This window comes from Methanofastidiosum sp., from assembly GCA_020854815.1.
In the GTDB taxonomy this organism is placed as follows: Archaea; Methanobacteriota_B; Thermococci; order Methanofastidiosales; family Methanofastidiosaceae; genus Methanofastidiosum.
Map to the genome: position 1 here is coordinate 19,162 of JAHKLW010000025.1, position 18,647 is coordinate 37,808.

The 18,647-nt window shown below is 33.5% G+C and carries 21 protein-coding genes and 1 pseudogene; 12 read left to right on the forward strand and 10 right to left on the reverse strand.

Features of this window, described 5'->3' with window-relative positions; genetic code table 11:
- Nucleotides 1–7: 7 nt before the first annotated feature.
- The 3 genes from KO464_02890 to KO464_02900 form a co-directional block, all read right to left on the reverse strand.
- Complete coding sequence (locus KO464_02890) at nt 8–1,297, reverse strand: phosphomannomutase/phosphoglucomutase (GenBank protein MCC7572316.1); 1,290 nt, start codon at nt 1,295–1,297, stop codon at nt 8–10.
- A gap of 31 nt (nt 1,298–1,328) precedes the next feature.
- Entirely contained in the window at nt 1,329–2,852 is a 1,524-nt protein-coding gene (locus KO464_02895) for an MFS transporter (GenBank protein ID MCC7572317.1), read from the reverse strand.
- Nucleotides 2,853–2,987: 135 nt separating this feature from the next.
- A complete protein-coding gene (locus KO464_02900; protein MCC7572318.1) occupies nt 2,988–3,533 on the reverse strand; it encodes a hypothetical protein in 546 nt (181 codons plus the stop codon).
- Between the two features lie 106 nt (nt 3,534–3,639).
- On the opposite strand from KO464_02900, the gene KO464_02905 reads away from it, so the two are divergent.
- Nucleotides 3,640–4,065 (forward strand): flavodoxin domain-containing protein, encoded by a 426-nt coding sequence (locus KO464_02905; GenBank protein ID MCC7572319.1) that lies wholly within the window; start codon nt 3,640–3,642, stop codon nt 4,063–4,065.
- Nucleotides 4,066–4,070: 5 nt separating this feature from the next.
- Nucleotides 4,071–4,829 (forward strand): rhodanese-like domain-containing protein, encoded by a 759-nt coding sequence (locus KO464_02910; protein ID MCC7572320.1) that lies wholly within the window; start codon nt 4,071–4,073, stop codon nt 4,827–4,829.
- A 22-nt stretch (nt 4,830–4,851) separates the two neighbouring features.
- Here KO464_02910 and KO464_02915 read toward each other — a convergent pair whose 3' ends face one another.
- Nucleotides 4,852–5,253 carry an SRPBCC domain-containing protein gene (locus KO464_02915; protein ID MCC7572321.1) on the reverse strand — a complete coding sequence of 134 codons (402 nt, stop codon included), beginning with the start codon at nt 5,251–5,253 and terminating at the stop codon, nt 4,852–4,854.
- 10 nt (nt 5,254–5,263) lie between these two features.
- Nucleotides 5,264–5,656 carry a peptide-methionine (R)-S-oxide reductase MsrB gene (gene msrB, locus KO464_02920; protein MCC7572322.1) on the reverse strand — a complete coding sequence of 131 codons (393 nt, stop codon included), beginning with the start codon at nt 5,654–5,656 and terminating at the stop codon, nt 5,264–5,266.
- 103 nt (nt 5,657–5,759) lie between these two features.
- On the opposite strand from msrB, the pseudogene KO464_02925 reads away from it, so the two are divergent.
- Nucleotides 5,760–6,099, forward strand: a pseudogene (locus KO464_02925) (hypothetical protein).
- A gap of 1 nt (nt 6,100) precedes the next feature.
- Here the strand turns inward: KO464_02925 and KO464_02930 are convergent.
- The 3 genes from KO464_02930 to KO464_02940 all read right to left on the reverse strand — a co-directional run bounded on the left by KO464_02930 (nt 6,101) and on the right by KO464_02940 (nt 11,474).
- Entirely contained in the window at nt 6,101–7,894 is a 1,794-nt protein-coding gene (locus tag KO464_02930; protein ID MCC7572323.1) for an AMP-binding protein, read from the reverse strand.
- Nucleotides 7,891–8,775 carry a 2-oxo acid dehydrogenase subunit E2 gene (locus KO464_02935; protein MCC7572324.1) on the reverse strand — a complete coding sequence of 295 codons (885 nt, stop codon included), beginning with the start codon at nt 8,773–8,775 and terminating at the stop codon, nt 7,891–7,893. Before KO464_02935 ends, KO464_02930 begins: the two co-directional genes overlap by 4 nt.
- Before the next feature lie 149 nt (nt 8,776–8,924).
- Nucleotides 8,925–11,474: a cation-translocating P-type ATPase gene (locus KO464_02940; GenBank protein MCC7572325.1), complete on the reverse strand. Its 2,550-nt coding sequence runs from the start codon at nt 11,472–11,474 to the stop codon at nt 8,925–8,927.
- A gap of 83 nt (nt 11,475–11,557) precedes the next feature.
- Between KO464_02940 and KO464_02945 the strand changes: the two genes are divergently transcribed.
- The 3 genes from KO464_02945 to KO464_02955 all read left to right on the forward strand — a co-directional run bounded on the left by KO464_02945 (nt 11,558) and on the right by KO464_02955 (nt 13,262).
- Nucleotides 11,558–11,908: a hypothetical protein gene (locus KO464_02945; protein MCC7572326.1), complete on the forward strand. Its 351-nt coding sequence runs from the start codon at nt 11,558–11,560 to the stop codon at nt 11,906–11,908.
- Between the two features lie 134 nt (nt 11,909–12,042).
- Nucleotides 12,043–12,303, forward strand: a complete 261-nt coding sequence (locus KO464_02950) for a hypothetical protein (GenBank protein MCC7572327.1) — start codon at nt 12,043–12,045, stop codon at nt 12,301–12,303.
- Between the two features lie 56 nt (nt 12,304–12,359).
- A complete protein-coding gene (locus tag KO464_02955) occupies nt 12,360–13,262 on the forward strand; it encodes a UbiA family prenyltransferase (GenBank protein ID MCC7572328.1) in 903 nt (300 codons plus the stop codon).
- On the opposite strand, the gene KO464_02960 is transcribed toward KO464_02955, so the two are convergent.
- Nucleotides 13,247–13,900, reverse strand: a complete 654-nt coding sequence (locus tag KO464_02960; GenBank protein ID MCC7572329.1) for a PHP domain-containing protein — start codon at nt 13,898–13,900, stop codon at nt 13,247–13,249. The two genes, KO464_02955 and KO464_02960, sit on opposite strands and share 16 nt — an antisense overlap.
- Nucleotides 13,901–13,996: 96 nt before the next feature.
- Here KO464_02960 and KO464_02965 point away from each other — a divergent pair, with 96 nt between their 5' ends.
- From KO464_02965 to KO464_02990, 6 genes are all read left to right on the forward strand, one after another.
- Nucleotides 13,997–14,371 (forward strand): response regulator, encoded by a 375-nt coding sequence (locus KO464_02965; protein MCC7572330.1) that lies wholly within the window; start codon nt 13,997–13,999, stop codon nt 14,369–14,371.
- 43 nt (nt 14,372–14,414) lie between these two features.
- Nucleotides 14,415–14,975, forward strand: coding sequence for an acetate uptake transporter (locus tag KO464_02970; GenBank protein ID MCC7572331.1), 561 nt, complete (start codon nt 14,415–14,417; stop codon nt 14,973–14,975).
- 41 nt (nt 14,976–15,016) lie between these two features.
- The gene (locus KO464_02975) at nt 15,017–15,259 is read left to right on the forward strand and encodes a hypothetical protein (GenBank protein ID MCC7572332.1); all 243 of its coding nucleotides are present in this window, start codon (nt 15,017–15,019) and stop codon (nt 15,257–15,259) included.
- 111 nt (nt 15,260–15,370) lie between these two features.
- The gene (locus KO464_02980) at nt 15,371–16,567 is read left to right on the forward strand and encodes a hypothetical protein (GenBank protein MCC7572333.1); all 1,197 of its coding nucleotides are present in this window, start codon (nt 15,371–15,373) and stop codon (nt 16,565–16,567) included.
- 24 nt (nt 16,568–16,591) lie between these two features.
- On the forward strand, nt 16,592–16,957 hold the full coding sequence (locus KO464_02985) for a hypothetical protein (protein MCC7572334.1): 366 nt from the start codon (nt 16,592–16,594) through the stop codon (nt 16,955–16,957).
- On the forward strand, nt 16,958–18,007 hold the full coding sequence (locus KO464_02990) for an mRNA surveillance protein pelota (GenBank protein MCC7572335.1): 1,050 nt from the start codon (nt 16,958–16,960) through the stop codon (nt 18,005–18,007). It begins immediately after the preceding gene.
- Here the strand turns inward: KO464_02990 and pssA are convergent.
- The gene (pssA, locus tag KO464_02995) at nt 17,994–18,644 is read right to left on the reverse strand and encodes a CDP-diacylglycerol--serine O-phosphatidyltransferase (GenBank protein ID MCC7572336.1); all 651 of its coding nucleotides are present in this window, start codon (nt 18,642–18,644) and stop codon (nt 17,994–17,996) included. The genes KO464_02990 and pssA overlap by 14 nt on opposite strands.
- Nucleotides 18,645–18,647: the final 3 nt, after the last annotated feature.

An 18,647-nucleotide genomic window follows, 5' to 3' on the forward strand; every position in this document is an offset into this window, starting at 1 on the left:
ACCTGTGTCAACTATCCATAATTTTTTTAATATAGTTTATTTTTTCCATTAGAGTGACTTCATTATTTGATTCTATATTGACTCTTAGAACTGGTTCAGTATTCGAAGGTCTTACATTAATCCACCAGTCCATATAATAAATAGAAATACCGTCAATTTCTTCTACCTGGCCTTCATCAAATAGATCTAAAATTGATTGCATTTTGTCTTCTTTGTTCTCAACTTTAAAATTTAATTCACCACTTTGGTAATATTTGGCATATTTTTTTGCAATTTCACTCAAAGTATTATTCTCAATACTTTTTAGAATGTATAGAAGGGCCAAAAGAGGTGCTTCAAATCCTCCTGCTTCTTTGAAATAAAAATGATTAGACAGTTCTCCTGCAAATATCACATCTTTTTCCTTCATTAATTTTTTAATAAAGTAATGTCCCACTCTAGATTTAATAGGTAATCCACCATTAGCTATAATTGTTTCAGGAACAATTTTGCTACAACGCAAATCATAAATTATATTTCCCTTTAATTCCGAGAGTAATTGCTCCGAAATTATAGCTGTTAAGATATCTCCTTTTATTGGTTGACCCTTTTCATCAATTATTCCTATCCTATCCCCATCTCCATCAAAGATTATTCCAATATCTGCTTTTTCTTCTAATACTCTATGGATTATATTCTCCAGACAATCAAGAGTCATTGTATTGGGCATATGATCTGGAAAATTACCATCAGGGGTATAAGAAAGATAAGTTTTATTTTTAAAAATGGCATCAAGTATTTTTCTTTCAACAACCGTTGCACCATTTGAAAAATCCACGACAATTTTTGGAGTTTTGATATTTTCAAACTTATTTAAATAATAATCTATATAGTTGTTTTCAAGATTTATTTTATAATCTTCTGCTTTTTCTAATATTTTGGGGAGTTCATATTCTTTAAACATAGGTTTAATCTGATTAATTGGTGAAAGCGGTAATCCTTCGATATCACATGCTTTAAAACCGCCATATTCTTTTGGATTGTGTGAGGCCGTTGCAAGGACGCCAACATCAAAATTATTCTTAGTGATAAAATACATAAAAGGTGTTGATATCATTCCAGCATAACTAATCTTTGTACCTTCATCGACAACTCCCGTTATAAAAGGGTCTTTAAATTTTTCAGAGCTTATTCTAGAATCGATTCCAAAGAGAATTTTTTTGTAGGATTTCCCAAAGGTTCTACCAAGACTATATGCAAATTTCTCATCGATTTCTTTTGGATAAATCCCTCTTATATCATATAATTTGAAAATCATTATATCTTATTATATTGGAATTATGAATTTATTAGTTTTTTGATTGTTTTTTATATCTATAAATATTCTTCGACCTAATTCTTCTCATGAGTCGTCTTCTCAAAAAATCAGGTTTTTTAACTAATAATAATGTTGAAAAAGGAAATTGGATCATATATCTCAAGCCCCCACCAATGTTGGAAAATCCCCTAACGCCATGTCTGGCCTCAAGAAATAATTCATTGAAAATAATCTTTCTTTGTATTTCTTCACCTTCGTGTATATTCGCCAATCTGTGAAGTGAATATAATCCTATTAAAAAGGCAAGGAAAAAAAAGAAATCCCAAGACTTTAAGTTAAATGTTTCAAATAAGAGTTTGTTTTCAGGAGATATCCATTCTAGAGTCAAGGCCAACTCTCTTTTTTCAAAGAAGTCGGCGAATATCCCTCCAATTATAGGGGCTATGCCAGCAGTTATAGAATTAATGATACTAGAAAATGCGAGATATGCTGTAGAATTACCTTCGGGTGCCAGTTTCAATGTTATGTTTCCAGAGGCTAAAGATACTCCGGCTGCAGATATGCCCATTGTTGCGTGAATTATTATGAGCAAGGGTATGGTGAGAATATATTTTTCTGGCAAAGTAGTAAAAGTCCATCCAAGTATACTTAAAATAAAAAGAGGGCCGCAAATCTGTAATACAGATTTATTGCTGAATTTATCAGATATTCTACCCCAAAAATGTAAAAAGATAAAGGTCATCAATTGCCCTAGGATCATAAGAAGAACAATACTCGACATGCTTAGATCTAATCTCTTTAACATATATACGGTAAAAAAGGGTGCAGCCAAGTTGACTGCAAAATTCCAAGACCCTAAAAACTTAAGTAAATTTCTGTAATTTATATCCTTCATAGGCTGAGAAAAAAGTCTTAGAATATTACTTTCTGCCTTTAATAACATTCCAGGTTCAGGTATTTTCGAAATATAATAGACGCCAATTAACCCAGAAAGGTATCCGAAAAAAAATATAATTGAATAACTAAATACCATTAAGTTTGGATACGAGCTACTCCAATAATCAATAAAATATCCTGCTAGAAGCGCCATCGGAATACTTGATAATGTTGCAAATCTCATCCTTCTCGAAAAGAATGATCCTAACATATGTATTGGAATCAAGTCTCTCATCCAAGAGTTCCAGCTACACCCACTTATAGCAGAGAATGCCGATTGTAATATTAAAAACAATATAAAAAATATTATGCCAAGTTTGTAATTAACTAAACAAGGCAATAAAGCTATTAAAAGAATAAAAGATCTACTAATAGCAGATGAAAACATAGAAATCTTTCTTCTATCCCTATACCTCTCAACGATATAAACTGCAGGTATTTGTATAAGATTGGCTATTGCCGGAATTGAAGCCATGATACCTATCAATAAATTAGAAGCTCCGAGACTCAATGCAAATGCCGTTAGAAATGTTCCACTAGTCAAAGTTATCATTATCTGGCTTGCTACCCCGTCACGAAGTATATATTTAAGGCCAATATTTTGATCGTGAGAGTTCATTATGCATCCCGTCTAATTAGATAATTTAAGACTATAAGAATGAAATTCCAATTATGCTATTTATCTAATTAATTAAATTTGAAACTAACTTTAAATAACTACCTATATTCAGAAAAATAACATTTTAATGTTAGACTAATCTTCAGGAACGTATTTCAAAATAATTTTCATTCTTGGATCATCCTCAAATTGATCGGGAAAACAGAAGTTCGGGGTAACTTCATATCCATATCCTTGATTTAATAATCCATACGCAATAAGCTCACAACAAACAACATTTTTGTCGATGTCAATCCTAAGGTATTTCCTTAAATCCTTCTTAATCAGTCTTTTTATTAAAAATAGATTTCCTGTCCTGAGAAACTGAATGTAACTATAGTCCAATCCAAGATACATCATGCAGTCCTTAACAAGTTTATCTTTGTCAATGTAATCTGGTGGTCTCACGATCATTAAGTCATCTGTATCAAGATAATCCTTTACTTCTTTTACCTGGACCCCACCAACAGTCGATTCAACACTCTTTTCATAGCCTATATACAATCTACAGTGTGGCCATCTGGCATCTGGAACAGCCTTGCATATGATAGATTCAATTGGACTTTTTTCATTTCTGCTTAGTATTATGTCTCCCTTTTCGAGTGATGAAATGAATTTTTCTTTAGAAGAAGTGATTTCCATTATATCCTTTGAAAATTAATAGTAATAATATATAAATTTTTTTGATTTATCAAATATATCTAATTTTTACCAAAGTTTTTTATAGATTGAAGTTAATATTAATGGCATGAGGTCTATAATGAAAGTATGTATTCTTTATGATTCAAAATATGGAAATGGAAAAACTTGCATGGAATATCTAGGTTCAATTATAAAAGATCGGAAGCATGAAGTTGATATTTATTCGGTTAAAAAAATTAAGCCTACTTCGATTCCAGAATCTGAGCTTTATATTTTTAGCGCGCCTACCCACTTTGGAGATGTAAGCGAAAAAATGAAAAGATTTATTAAAAAAATAGACGGCAAAGAGGGCAAAAAATACTCGGCCATAAATACGTGCCTTGCACCTGAAAAGACAAAGGAGAACAGAGCGATTGACACAATAGAAATGATGTTAGAGGAGAAGGGTATGAAAAGAGCTACTAAAAATTTAGGAATAAAGGTAAAAGATTTGAAAGGTCTAGCAGAAGAAATAATGAAGGAGCTTGGATGATCATCATGAAAAAAATATTAGCGTTGTTTATCTTATTATTTTTGGTCGTTTCTTCAGTCACAGTTGTATCATCTCAAAAAAATGTTGCGCTTGTTGCAAATTCTATAGACTACAATCTAAACAGTAACATTATCTCTATTCTTCAGAGTCGCGGCATGAACATAGTTTATTTTGGCAGGACCGATACGGGCTATAACTCTTATCCATATATCATAATACTTGGTGGGCCAGATGCACCAGATCATACAGGATTTTTAGCAACACAAATTCTGCTTCCAAATGAAAGAAATAATCTAAGGAATATGCCCGGATATCAAGTCTTCTATGAAAAACGTGACCAATGGCTGGCCAGACAAAAAGTATTCGTAATAGCGGGCAGCGATAGAGAAAATACCAGGTTCGCAGTTCAGAGTAATCTCGTTACTTTGATAGACCGAATAGTAGAAGATACAGGTAGCCCAGCAGTACCCTATTATCCAATTAATTCATCTCAATTGAAACAACTGATTGCTAGCGGGGAACCACTCTTTATCATAGATGTCAGAAGCCCGGATGAATATCGTGCTGGGCATATACCTGGAGCTGTGAATATAACTGGAATTGAACTAGGTTCTGTACTTTCGAGTATACCTCGAGATAGGAAAATAATTGTGTACTGTACTACTGCACAGGCCGCAATAACAAATGCACAATTCCTTGCAAACAAAGGATTTGCAAACGTTTATGCCTTAACAGATCCATATATAATCTATATTAATAGTTAAGATTTTATTTATATTTTTATTTTTATTTTTTGAAATATTCTTTAAGAGGTTTCCAGTAAAAATCTTCCCAACCACTTTCATAATCATCTGCTTGTTCTTCTGGAACTTTTGAATGAGTCATTTCTATTTCAGTTCCGCCAGTGACTTTGTTAAATTTTAATTCAAATATGGAAGGGGGATACCCTTCAGGACATTCAGTTGTTGCCCATTCTTGAACTATCTTTTCCCCTTTTTCAAGTTCAATATATTTACCAAAAATATATCCATCCCACGCTGTGAACTTTCCTCCAACTTTTGGGTCTGAAGTTGCTTTACTACCTGTAAATTCGGAATGCCTTTTCCCTTCGATAATAGCATTATATACATCTTCCGGCGTAGCTGGGATAACTACCTTTTGTTTTAATGTTCTAAACTTAAATTTCAAAATTTCACCTCTATTCTTCAAACTTCAGAGATTTAGAATTCATGCAGTATCTTTTACCAGTTGGTTTTGGGCCATCATCAAATACATGCCCCAAATGTCCACCGCACTTGCTGCATAAGACCTCAGTCCTGACCATCCCATAATCTAAATCTTCGTGTTCTTCCACACTGTCTTTATTAGATGGCCTGGTAAAACTTGGCCAGCCGGTCCCAGAATCGAATTTATCCTCAGAATCAAATAGTTCATTCCCGCATCCTGTGCAAAAATATTTTCCTTTCTTTTTGTTGTCTAGTAACTTGCCACTAAATGGTCTTTCTGTTCCCTTTTCTCGTAAGATATGATACTCTTCAGGAGTAAGTTTCTTCTTCCATTCCTTTTCTGGGAGTTTTATCTTTTCTTTCATAATAATCCTAGGATTGTTTAAATATTAAAATTTAAATAGTTATTTACTATTAATTGTTTGGATATTAAAAAAACTACTATAGTCTATATGGGATATGATAAAAATGTTGAATAAAATAAGGTTATTTATGGCCATTATTACTGGAGCTATATTGGGAATATTCTGTATTATTGGAGTTGGAAGCAGAATTGGGATGACAATCATATTTTTTTATAGCGATGTGGTATAACAGGGTAGTTATGGGACTAATAATTGGCCTTTATGGGGAAATAAGATTAACTAAGGGCCCTAGCAATACTTTGATTAGAGGTTTTATTTTGGGGACAATAGTATCAAGCACCATATCCCTCGCAACTGAATTTAGGGATGTTCCAAGTTTTTTCGCGGGTATAGTCTATGGAATTATTATAGATTATGTTGCAACTAGATATGGAAATAGATAGTCTAAGGGTTATCTGGCGTTCCTAAACTTGAGGAACAAGATATATCTATTGTAGTTTCTGGGAAACTATCTGACTTGGATAATTTATCCATTTCCTGATTCTTTCTTTTTTCTAATTCTTCTTTCTCTAAGACCCCATATGCAACTTTCCCGATTAATGTCAGCGGCAGTTCTTTTCTGAATTCAATTTCCTCAGGGCAACTCCATTTTATGAGATGCTCTTGGCAGTAATTCATTAGTTCTTTAGCCAGATCATTACTAGCTTGTGAAGGATCTTTTAAGGATACAAAAGCCTTGACACTTTTCATTTTATGCGAATGTGGAATTCCAATAGCACATGATAAAGCAACTGCTGGGTGGCTATCTAGTACGTCTTCAATTTGCGAAGGATATACATTCATTCCAGAAGATATAATTATCCTTTTGAGCCTCTGTTTGAAATAAAAGAATCCATCAGGATCCATATATCCAGCATCCCCTGTGTGTAACCACCTTCTTCCGTCAGGATGAATTTTAATAGTTTTTTCAGTTTCTTCTGGGTGGTCGAGGTATCCCATCATTACTGTGGGGCCACTGACACATATCTCTCCTTCAGTACCTGGCGGCGCTTCTTCAAATGTATCGTATTTAACTATTTTTAGAATCATGTCCGATAGAGGAATTCCGATACTGCCTTCTCTGTAAGTTTTTTTAGGCATTATAGTAACGCCTGTTACTGATTCAGTTAGCCCATAACCTTCTCTTAGAACTAGATTGACACCATTTACATTAACAGCATTCTCAAATTCCATCTTAATTTCATGAGGTAAATGATCTCCACCGCAAAAAGCACCCTTTATACAGCCAAAATCAACTTTTGATATTTTTGGATTTCTTGCAAGGGCAGCGTAAAGCGTTGGAACTCCTGCGATGTACATAGGTTTCTTCCGTTTAATTAAATCCAATACTGCTTTGGGGCTGAATTTTGGAACAAGAATGCATTTCCCTGAACCTACCAGGAATGTATGGACGCATACACCTAGTCCAAATCCATGAAATATTGGTAGGATTGATAGTACAGAATCTTGGTCACTGATGGGGCCTTGTGCCAATGCCTGATATGCAAGAGAATTGAAGTTCATATTGGAAAGTTCTATTCCTTTAGGCATTCCTGTTGTGCCACCACTATATAATATTAGTGCAATTTCATCAGGATTATTTGATATCGTATCAATATTTGGGTAATCTTTTTCCATTGAATCATTTAACCAAACAACTTTTGGATCAAAAGGAACTTTCTTTATTTGTCTGCCTGCTGTTAATTTAAATCCAATTTTTTTGGTTAAGGTAAGGTAATCACTTATTTTTGACAGTATTATTTTTTCAACTGAAGTTGAATCAATTATATCGCTAAAGTTTTTATAAAACGCATCTAAAGTTATTGCATATTTGCTTTTACTAAGATTAAGGTAAAACTTAACTTCCTTCGGCGGGGAAAGAGGATGGATCATGCTCGAAACTGCTCCAATTTTATTAATTGCATAAAGGCAAATGAGTGCTTGAGGGCAGTTTGGCAAAGAAATTGTGACCCGGTCACTTTTTCTAAGTCCAAGTGAATACAAGGTATCTGCACATTTGTCTATATCTGATAAGAATTTAGAGTAAGTGGAAGTATTTTCTAAAAAATCATATGCAATTTTATAAGGATTTTTAATCGCTGCATCACGAATAGCCCCATATAAAGTGTTTCTTGGATAGTCAATACTTTCTGGAACATAATCGTAATATCTTAGCCATGGTTTTTTTTCATACATCATTTTCCCTCCGTCGCCTCTAAGTATTGCCTGATATCTTCTTCAGAAGGTGGGGTTTCGAGCATTTCAGGATCCTGCATAAATTTTTTAAAAAGCTCAATTGCTTTAACAAAATATATTCCCTCACTTATACGATCATCTAAAGTGTAGCCTATTCTAACCACATCCTTTACTTTTAATTCACCATTTTCATCAACTACAGGAGCTTTGTGAATCTTTCCAAGGGCCAAGAAGTTTGAAGCATTTCCGTATTCAAACAAGTGGTGGTAAACTGAGTTTAGCCCCAGACTACCAAGATTAGTTACATAAACACTTGTATACATAGGGTCATCTTTAACTATTGAAGCCGGCAAAATGCCGTAGTAATCAAGCCCCTTCCAGGCCCAAACTATAAATTTTAAAATAAAGTCTGGGAATTTAATAAGAATGTCTATTTCCTTTTCTTCATGCTTTTTTTCGTCTCCCCTTCCATACTCTAAAGATTTGGCCATTTTTTGTATTACACCATCCAAAGTATCTCTAGGGTCAAAAGTAATTTTAATATTAGAATAATCTGACTCTTCATCTAATTTTTTCTTTACAATCATAGTTATTTGGATATTATTCCTTTGAAAGATTCTTCGGCCCATAACAAATCTGTTCAATTGGGGCCTCATTGCCACAGTCCTGACTAATGAAGCAACGAATATGTGGAAAAACTTGACTTTTTTTTCACTTAGTCCTGAATTGACTTTTTCCATATAATCTAAAGTGTTTTCGACTTCAAGTTCAAAATCTGCATAAATTGCTGATTCTGTCCTCGTTTTCATTACAAATGGGTATATTTTTCTATAATTAGAGAGTGTTCTTATCTGCTTACCGTCGCATCTATCGCCGAAGGCCATAAATTATCACCAAATGTTGATACAATATTAGACATCTGACGTTTTTTATTTATAATGTTTTCCGTTTTAAATTCCTGGGTAAAAAGAAGGCTTACTTATTATTCAAAAAAACAGGAACATATGGAAACATAGAATGCCCAAATTTTCTATTAATTTGAATTTAATTTTAATTTAATTAATTTTAGCATCTCAAACCACATTATGCTAATAATTCCCAAAACAAGACATATCAAAAGATCATTTATGTGGAGTACTGATAAAAGAAATAACTCTCTAAGAAATGGAATGTAGAGCACCATTCCTAAAAATAGTAATGCCCCAAAAGTAACATACCAAAGGGCGGAATTTGGAGATTTCAAAGTCTTTAACATAGTTCTTGTCCAAGATCTATTGGTGAAGATTAATGCTAAGTTCGCAACTATTAGGGTTGTAAATGTAAATGCTCGAGCTTCCATTTCACCTTGACCTCTGCTCATTACTATAATATATGTAACTAACGCTATAATTAAAACGCTAAAACCCTGCAAGAAACTCAGCAAAGCTGTTGATTTGCTAAAAATATTCTCTTTTGTACTTCTTGGAGGTCTATTCATCACATTTGCCTCTTCAGGTTCAGCTTCAAAGACAACTGAGCAAGCAGGGTCTATTATTAATTCAAGGAATACTATATGGACCGGCAATAGAACTAGCGGCATTTTAAGAAGAACTGGTATAAGTGACATTCCAGCTATAGGAACATGTATGGCCAAAATATATGCCATAGCTTTCTTTAAATTATCGAAAATTCTTCTACCCATTCTAACTGACTTAACTATTGAAGAGAAGTCATCATCGAGCAACACAAGATCTGCAGATTCTCTAGCAACATCTGTTCCTCTTCCTCCCATTGCTATTCCAATATTTGAAGATTTAAGAGCAGGCGCATCGTTAACTCCATCTCCCGTCATGGCCACAACTTCGCCGTTAAATTTCAGTGCGTTGACTATCCTAAGTTTTTGTTCTGGAACTGCCCTAGCAAAAATAGTAACATCTTTAATTATTTTCTGTAACTCTTCATCAGTCATTGTATCAAGTTCTTGTCCCGTGATAATCTTTTCAGGATTCTTTAGTCCAATCTGTTTTCCAATATTCTGGGCCGTACTGGGATAATCCCCAGTTATCATTATGATCTTAATACCTGCATCATAACATTCTTTAACTGCATTGGGGACAGAAAGCCTTATGGGGTCCATTAGCCCTATTAGTCCTAAAAATTCAAATTTGAAATCATGCTGTTTAGTTGGTAAATCAATTTCTTTAAATGCTGATCTTGCAACTCCCAATACCCTTAGTCCATCTTTAGCAAGTTTATCTACATCTGCCAAAATATGTTTCTTTTTGGATTCTTCAAGATGGCACAAATCAATAATTGCTTCTGGAGCTCCTTTGGAGGATATTATGTAATCTTTTCCATCTGGAGATTTCCACACATGTGACATTGCCAACAAATTTTCGGATAATGGGTACTCCCGCATTAATTTCCAATCATTATGAATATGTTCAGTACCCAAAAGGTAGTGATTTCCTAACTCTTTGAACGCCTTCTCCATTGGGTCAAATGGCTCCTTTTGGCTAGCTAGAATGCTAAACTCGACTATTTCATGAAACTCTTCCGGTACAGATTTTTTTGATTCGTAATTTACCTCATATATATTTTCATCAACTAGTATTTTGTTGACAGTCATACGATTTTGAGTTAAAGTGCCTGTCTTGTCTACACACAGTACTGTTGCAGAGCCAAGAGTTTCTACTGCGGGAACTCTTCTTGTGAGAACTCTATTTTGGGATATTCTCCATGCCCCAAGTGCTAGAAATACAGTCAATACTACAGGAAACTCTTCAGGAAGTATGGCCATAGCAAGAGTAATGCCGGCTAGAAATCCTTCTAACCAGTTGCCACGCGATAAACCGTAGAAAACAATAATTATCAAACAAAGTAAAAATCCGGCGGTAGAAAAATATTTTATAATATTTTTTGTTTCTTTTTGTAAACGGGTTCCTTCTTGATCTAACGATTGTAATGCTTTGCCTATCTTTCCCATTTCAGTTTTAATTCCTGTGGACTGTACCTGTGCCACGCCCTGCCCTTTGACAACTAGTGTACCCGAATAAATGAAAGGTAATCCTTCTCCACCCGGAGATATCATTTGAGATATCTCTTTACATTTTGATTTTCTAACCGGTACTGATTCACCAGTTAATAAAGATTCATCAGTAAAGAAATTACTACAATCTAGAAGTATTGCATCTGCAGGAACACGATCCCCTTCAGAAAGGATTAATATATCTTCCCTTACTACCTCTCTACCTGCAATACGTTTTTGTTCCCCACCCCGTATTACTGATGCACGAGGGCTTGACAAGTCTCTCAAAGCTTCTAAAGCTCTTTCAGTCTTTCTTTCCTGATAAAAAGTAATTCCAATTATAACAAAAACAAAGAAAAGAAGCATGATGCCTTCTTGGATATCTCCAAGAATAAAATATATCGTACCACATGCTACAAGAAGTAAAAACATTGGCTCGCGTATTACTTCAAAAGCTATATGCAAACCAGTCTTTTTCTTTTTTGAAGGAAGCTCATTATAACCTTCTTCTTGTATTCTTTTATTTGCTTCCTTTTCTGACAATCCCTTTAATTTTGTAACGTCGAAATCATCCATCTATTATTGATTAGAGTATTCTCTTATAAACTTTACATTAAAATCATTAAACATAATAATTTCAAAAATTAAATTAAATTTGGATGAAAAATAAAGATATGGGCGTCTTAAGAAAATCGATGCTTACTAAAATCAGCGGCGTGTTCTTAATATTTTTAATATTGGCTTTTTTTGATTTCATATCCGTCTTAGTTTCTTATTTAATATTTCACAAACTTATAGGATTTTTAAACAATAATTTTATCGTTCTTACATTTCTTCTTGTAACAATATTAGTTGGGTCGATAATGAAAGACATTAGCCCACGACTAAAATATCTATCCCCATTATTTTATACTTTAGGCGGCTTAACGATATTAATAATTGCAATAAATACTATAGTTGATTTAGAGATTTTATCCATTTATATCGTTAATGTTGAAATTAAGACCTAATATATATTTTTAAGTTAATCAAGACCATATTAGCCCTTTATATATTAAAATAAAGATTCTACTAGAGATTATATATCTATAAATAGCATTTCTGCACAGTCTAGATTTATATTTTGTTTAAAAAAATTTCTGCCATGGCTAATGAATTTGACCAAGCGTATGGATTTATTATTAAGAATTGTAACTATCTAGGTAGTATGAGATCAGTCCAAGGAGAAGTTGAAGTATGGGAAAGAAAGGAAAAAGATAGAATCTTTCTTATAGATAAAAAATCTGAAAGATTTTTATTAAGACGAAAACAAGATGATCCGGAGTGGTACAAAAATTCAAGGGATATGCTCTCTTCCCTTATAGAAAATAATTGCGATCTGCCACCACTTTTATGTTTATGTTAAATCGTATATATATGTTATTGGGAATATTTATAAACAAATTTAAGATGAGTAATACTATGAAATTACGGGCAATTGTTTATAATTCCGCCACTCTTAATGCCCCAAAAAATATCCTTCAGTTACTATTTGGCGTAGTTATATTTGCGAGTATAACGGGTGAATATGACTTACTAAAGATAGTATTTGCAGCTTCAGGCCTTTCTTTAGGGCTGGGCGCAGTATATTTATTTAATGATATTACTGATTACGAAGAAGATAAAAAGAATCAGATGAAAATATCTTGGAAGGTTATAGCTAACGGGAGTATTTCAATCCCCACGACAAAAAACCTTGTTCTAATTTTATCTATTTTAGGAACAACATTTTCTTTTTTGGCAGGGATGAACTTTTTTATCATATTTTCACTAATAATAGGATTAAATCTATTATACTCCTATCCATCTATACGGCTCAAAAGCCACAAGAATTCTTCTTTAATAGTCATAACAATTATACAGATATTAAAATTCTCAAGTGGCTGGTTTCTTCTTACAAATAGTTTCAAAGGCTTTCCTTTCCCTTTTATTATGGCCTTGTCAGTAGGATACACACTTATGTTCATATACTATAAGAACAATACCACAAGCGCTAAAAAAATAATTAAAGAGAATAGGAGAAGGGTTTATCCACTTTCATTATTGTTAATTGGATTCTTATTAATTTCTTTCTTTATGTATGCGTACCCTATTGTGTTTGTATTAATACTCGCAATGGCTGTTCCCACAATCTTATTTTATTCATTATCTAAAGAATACATAGGGACTAAAGTAAACTTTGCTTTCATGTATGCTGGGCTTATTATTATATTATTAGCATTTGTTTTACTTTCAGTGCCAACTGTTACAGCATCAAACGATACTCTTCTGGGATACTCAAACCATCTAAAAGAGATACTTAAGGATGCTTATTTAAATAAGTGAATCATGCTTGTTTTCAAATGGGGTTTTATACCAGTCTCCCTACCATAAATAGATATTTTTCCTTCTTTTATAGTTTTGAATATAGCGTTTGTTGTTTTTTTTGATTCTATCACAAAGTAAGACGATCCCAGTTCCTCAGAAAAGTGAGAATCAGAGCCAGCTACCCCAGGGATGCCATTAATTTTTGCATATGTTTCGGCCAGTTTATTGTGGCTAGATAGAAGAGTTCTGCTATTAAAAATCTCAATTGCATGAATCTTGTCTTTGACACTGTCTATGTCATCGCCAATACCTTTTCGGAATTTATCAAAGGGATGAGGGGCAATAATAAATCCTTTTTCTGCATAAGAGACTGTGTCTTCTAAAGTCATATCACTCGGGATTTCCTCTTCAAGATTTAGTACAATAATTTCTCCTGAAACAGTTTTTACTTCTTGACCTACTAATACTTTTATTGGCAAGTCCTTTTTTTCTGCAAGATCCCTTGTTTCAATACCCCCTCTTATAGAGTTGTGGTCTGTAACTGAAATGACATCAATATCTTTAGCCACGGCCATTTCTAAAATTGTAAGAGAATTCATATTGCCGTCTGGCGAATAATAAGAATGTATATGAAAATCAAGTTTTAGTCTCCCCATAACATAGCCTATTTAATCATATTTAAAAAATTAACTTAGATTTTAGATATTCTTATTAGAAAGAGTTTTAAATAAATAAATTAACTATGTTTTGATATGTTAAAAGTACTTGTTGTTGAAGACGAAGTCGAACTTCTAGAACTATATGATTTGATCTTAAGTAAGGACTATATAGTTTTTACCACAGAGAGTGGTAGAGAAGCTATTAATATTTTTGATAGGGAGAATCCTGAAGTAATAATTGTTGACATAAGACTACCCGATGTATCTGGGGTTGAAGTAACTAGACATGCCAAATCAAAAAATCCTGATGTGGCAGTAATTGGAGTATCGGCATATAGAGAAAGATTTAAAGAAGTTCTTGATGCAGGCGCAGCAACTGTAATCCAAAAACCTTTTCTTGTTAAACAGATCCATAAAGTCATAGAAGATGTTCTTCAAGATATAAAAGATGGAAAAAAATCTGAATAAACAGATACTTTTTTATATCCTATTTTTTTTGTAAAAAATGGTTATTATGGTAGATAAAATAGCGAATCCAGGCCCACTAGGGCTTGCTGCATTTGGATTAACTACTCTTATCTTGAATTTTGTCAATGCAGAGATTATTCCTGCGGAAAGTTTAGGAATGGTTTTACCGATGGGCATATTCTATGGTGGTGCATGTCAAGTGTGCGCTGGCATGTGGGAAATGAAAAAAGGCAACACATTTGGTGCTACGGCATTCACATCATACGGAGCATTCTGGCTTGGTCTGGCATTTATGTTTTTGCTTCAATTTGCAGAAATAATAACGCCAGTTCCAAAAGCGGGGCTTGCAGTATTTCTCGGAGCATGGGGTCTTTTCACAGCATATATGACCATCGCGACCCTGAAAAAACCAAAAGCATTGCAAGTAGTATTTATATCCTTGACAATTCTGTTCTTCCTTTTAGCGATTGGTCAGTTTAATCACACTGTCCATATTTTAGCAGGATATGAAGGTATATTTACAGCATTGGCAGCATTATATCTATCTGCAGCAGAAGTAATAAACGAAACGTATGGTAGAGAAATTCTCCCAATAGGTCAATAAATTTATATATTATTTTTTCTATTTTTTTTATAGTGATTCACATGGGATGTAATGATGAACTTAAATCTAAAATGCTTACTTTAATCTACCAAAGAGGTGAGATATCTCCTGAAAAGATAGCAGATTTGACTAACTCTCCTATTGAAAAAGTTAGAACATGTGGGGGTGAACTGAAATCAGATAAATTAATTGAAGAATGTTGTGGTAAGTATTCCGTCCCTTCTATAGTTGACGCAAAGTCAGAATATAACTCAGGAGATGATGGATGTTCAGGAGCAGGTTGATTTACAAAAAGAAGATCTTTTTTAAAATTTTTGGGCACATTCAAATATAAAAAAGAGACATTAATCCAAAAAACATTTAAGAAAATGACATATTCAATGTATAGTGGATATATGTTTGTTTGTGTGAACGTAAATGGCATTTACCTTGTTGATAATAAAGGTAAGATTAATGATTATGAAGCTTTTTCTAAAGGTACAAAATCTTCAGTTAAATCAATGATTAAACTTGAAAACGGCAAAATTCCGTTTGAGTTAAAAAAAATATTGGAAAGAAATCCCGATCTATCTTTAATTTCTGAATATGAATTTAAGGATAAGGGTACATTCCAATTCATCTTTCCAAATGAAGGCGGGCGCTCATTCAGAGAAAATTACATGGATATCTTGGACAAAGCATCGATAAATGAAGATGAGTACAGAAAAAAACAAAAATCCATTCTTCAAGAGTTGGCCAGAATAAAGGTAACAAGCCTATTGGGCGAGAAAGACAAACTTATAACCCATGCAGTCTATTCGCTCAACGAATTTGATGAAACAATTAATCTATTTCTCGAAAGAATTAGAGAATGGTACTCCATTCATTTTCCTGAAGCAGTCGCTGCTATCCCTGAAAACAAAAATCTCATTGAGTTCATTATCAAGATTGGAGATAAGTCAAAATATCTAGAAAAAAAGAATTTACTATCCTATAACTCAACGCTTACAGATGAAACAATTGAGAGGTCTCTTGGTGTTGTTTTGGCCAGTGAGGATATCTCTCAAATAAAAGAAATTGCAGATCTGATTGATATTTTGTATAAAAAGAAGGAAATTCTGGAAATATATATTACAAATCTAGTAAATCAAGTCGCGCCAAATACTTCTGAAGTGGCAACTCCAATTATCACTGCAAAACTAATCTCTCATGCAGGTGGACTTAAAAATTTATCAGTTAAACCTTCGTCAACTATACAGTTAATGGGCGCAGAAAAGGCACTCTTCAGACATCTAAAAACTGGTGCTGATCCCCCCAAATATGGAATAATACTCCAAAATCCAGAAATTGGCAAAGCTCCTTGGTGGCAGAAAGGAAAAATTGCAAGAACTCTAGCTTCAAAAATAGCTATCGCGGCTAGAGTTGATAACGAAGGGGGAGAATTCATAGGGGATAAACTCAGAAATGATTTATTGAAAAGAATATCAGAAATTGAAAGAAAGTATCCTAATGCACCACCAAAAAAAGAAAAAGAACGACAGATGGCACGGAAATTCGAATACAAGCCAAAAAAGAAATTTGAAAAATCCAAACATAGAAAAGGAAAATTTTAAATCTTCTACATCTAATTACATTCTATGCAAATAAAAATTAAAACTGATAAATTTGAGTTTAAAGCTATATTGGATGAATCTCAAACTGCAAAGGCTATCCACGAATCACTTCCATTCAAAGCCAAAGGATTTAGGTGGGGGGGAGAAATATATTTCTCAATTCCCGTCCATGTTGATTATGAAAATCCAAAAGAAATCGTTAATAAAGGAGATTTGGCATTTTGGCCACAAGGAGACGCATTCTGTATATTCTTTGGAAAAACTCCCGCTTCCTTAGAGAGGGAAATTAGGCCAGCAAGTACAGTTAATGTTTTTGGTAAAATTGATGGCCCATTAGATAACTTAAATCTAGTAAAAGACGGGGAAACTATTATTGTAGAAAGAGATTAAATGAAAATAATCCATAGAGAACTTGACAAAGGGATATTGAAGATAAGGGCGGATAATGCCGACGATCTTTGGCACCTATCTCATATAATAGAAAGTGGAGATTTACTTTTCGGTAAAACTTATCGAAAGGAAATGAAAAAAGGTGACAAGATAAGAAGTGAGAAACTTGAACGGATTCCTGTAAAACTAGAGATTATGGTAGAAAAAATAGAGTTCTCTAAAGATGTCATGAGACTCAGGGTAACTGGGATCATAACCCAAGGGGAAGAGTCTGGAAGTCACCATACTTTCAACATAGAAGAAGGCTCTACACTGACTCTGACTAAAAAATGGAAATCCTATCAACTAGAAAGAATTGATAGGGCAATAAAGGATACACTAACCCCAAAAATTTTGATAGTGTGCATTGAAGAAGGAGACGCTGACTTTGGCATAATTGCTCAATATGGTGTAGATTTTCCAGTTTCTGTTTCAAGAAGTATAGCTGGAAAACATGAAATATCCTCTAGAGACAAAGATAAACGAGAATTTTTTGCAGAAACTTCTTCTAAGATTTTAGAAATGATTCAAAAATATAATCTAAAGACCGTCATTGTTGCAGGACCCGGGTTCTACAAAGAGGAATTCATGAATTTTGTCAAAGAATACAAATCCGAGATAATAAACAATATTGTAACTGAAAATGTGTCAACTGGTGGCAGGGCAGGGGTTTACGAATGTATAAAAAGAGGCATATTGGAAAAAGCCCAAAAAGATCTTAGAATATCCCTTGAAACTAATGCGGTGGAAAGGTTATTTGAAGCTATAATTAAAAATGATGGAGTATATGGGATTAAAGCTATTGAAAGCGCATTGGAATATGGGGCCGTTAATGAGCTCCTTATAGTTGATCATTTTCTTAGAATAGCAGAGTTTGAAATAATAACTGAAAAATCCAGAGAACAAAAAGCCATAATACATGTAATTTCAAGTGAACATGATGCTGGTAAAAAACTTGAAGGTATTGGGGGAATTGGAGCAATTTTAAGATTTAAAATTAGCGACATTTAATTACATATGCTGTAAAAATACAGGGCAATAAAATTAGTAATGCTCTTGAAACTATTATTATCTCTGGTGTGGGTATTAGAGAGACAAGGACAAATATTAAGCTAAATGCTACTAATGATTTTCCATTCTTTGAGGGTCTAGCAATACTAAAATTTGAAATGAAAAGGACTGATGTCAGAATTAATAAAATAGAAAATAAATAAAAAGGAATTTTTGAGAGAAAAAGTAAAATAACAAAGATCGCCCCAAGAGTTATAGGGAGGCCAAAATATTCTTCTGAATCTAAGGCATTGAATCTTGAAAGTCTCAATAACCCAAATATAACATAGATCGCACCTAAAAATAAACTTAAAATACTATTATTTCCAGAGCTAATAAAAATATAAGCCGGAACTATCCCAAAAGAGATTATATCCGACAATGAATCTAGTGACTTGCCAAACTCGTCACAATTATTCTTTTTCCTAGCCAAAAATCCATCAAAACTATCAAAAAATATACAAAAGAAGACTATCTTAGAAGCAATAAATAGATCCCCAACAATTATAAAATATATGGCCGAAAAGCCTAAGATTCCATTTATAATTGTAAAAATATCGGGCAAAGAAACAAAAGCTGTTATCCCTAGTTTGTTCATGAT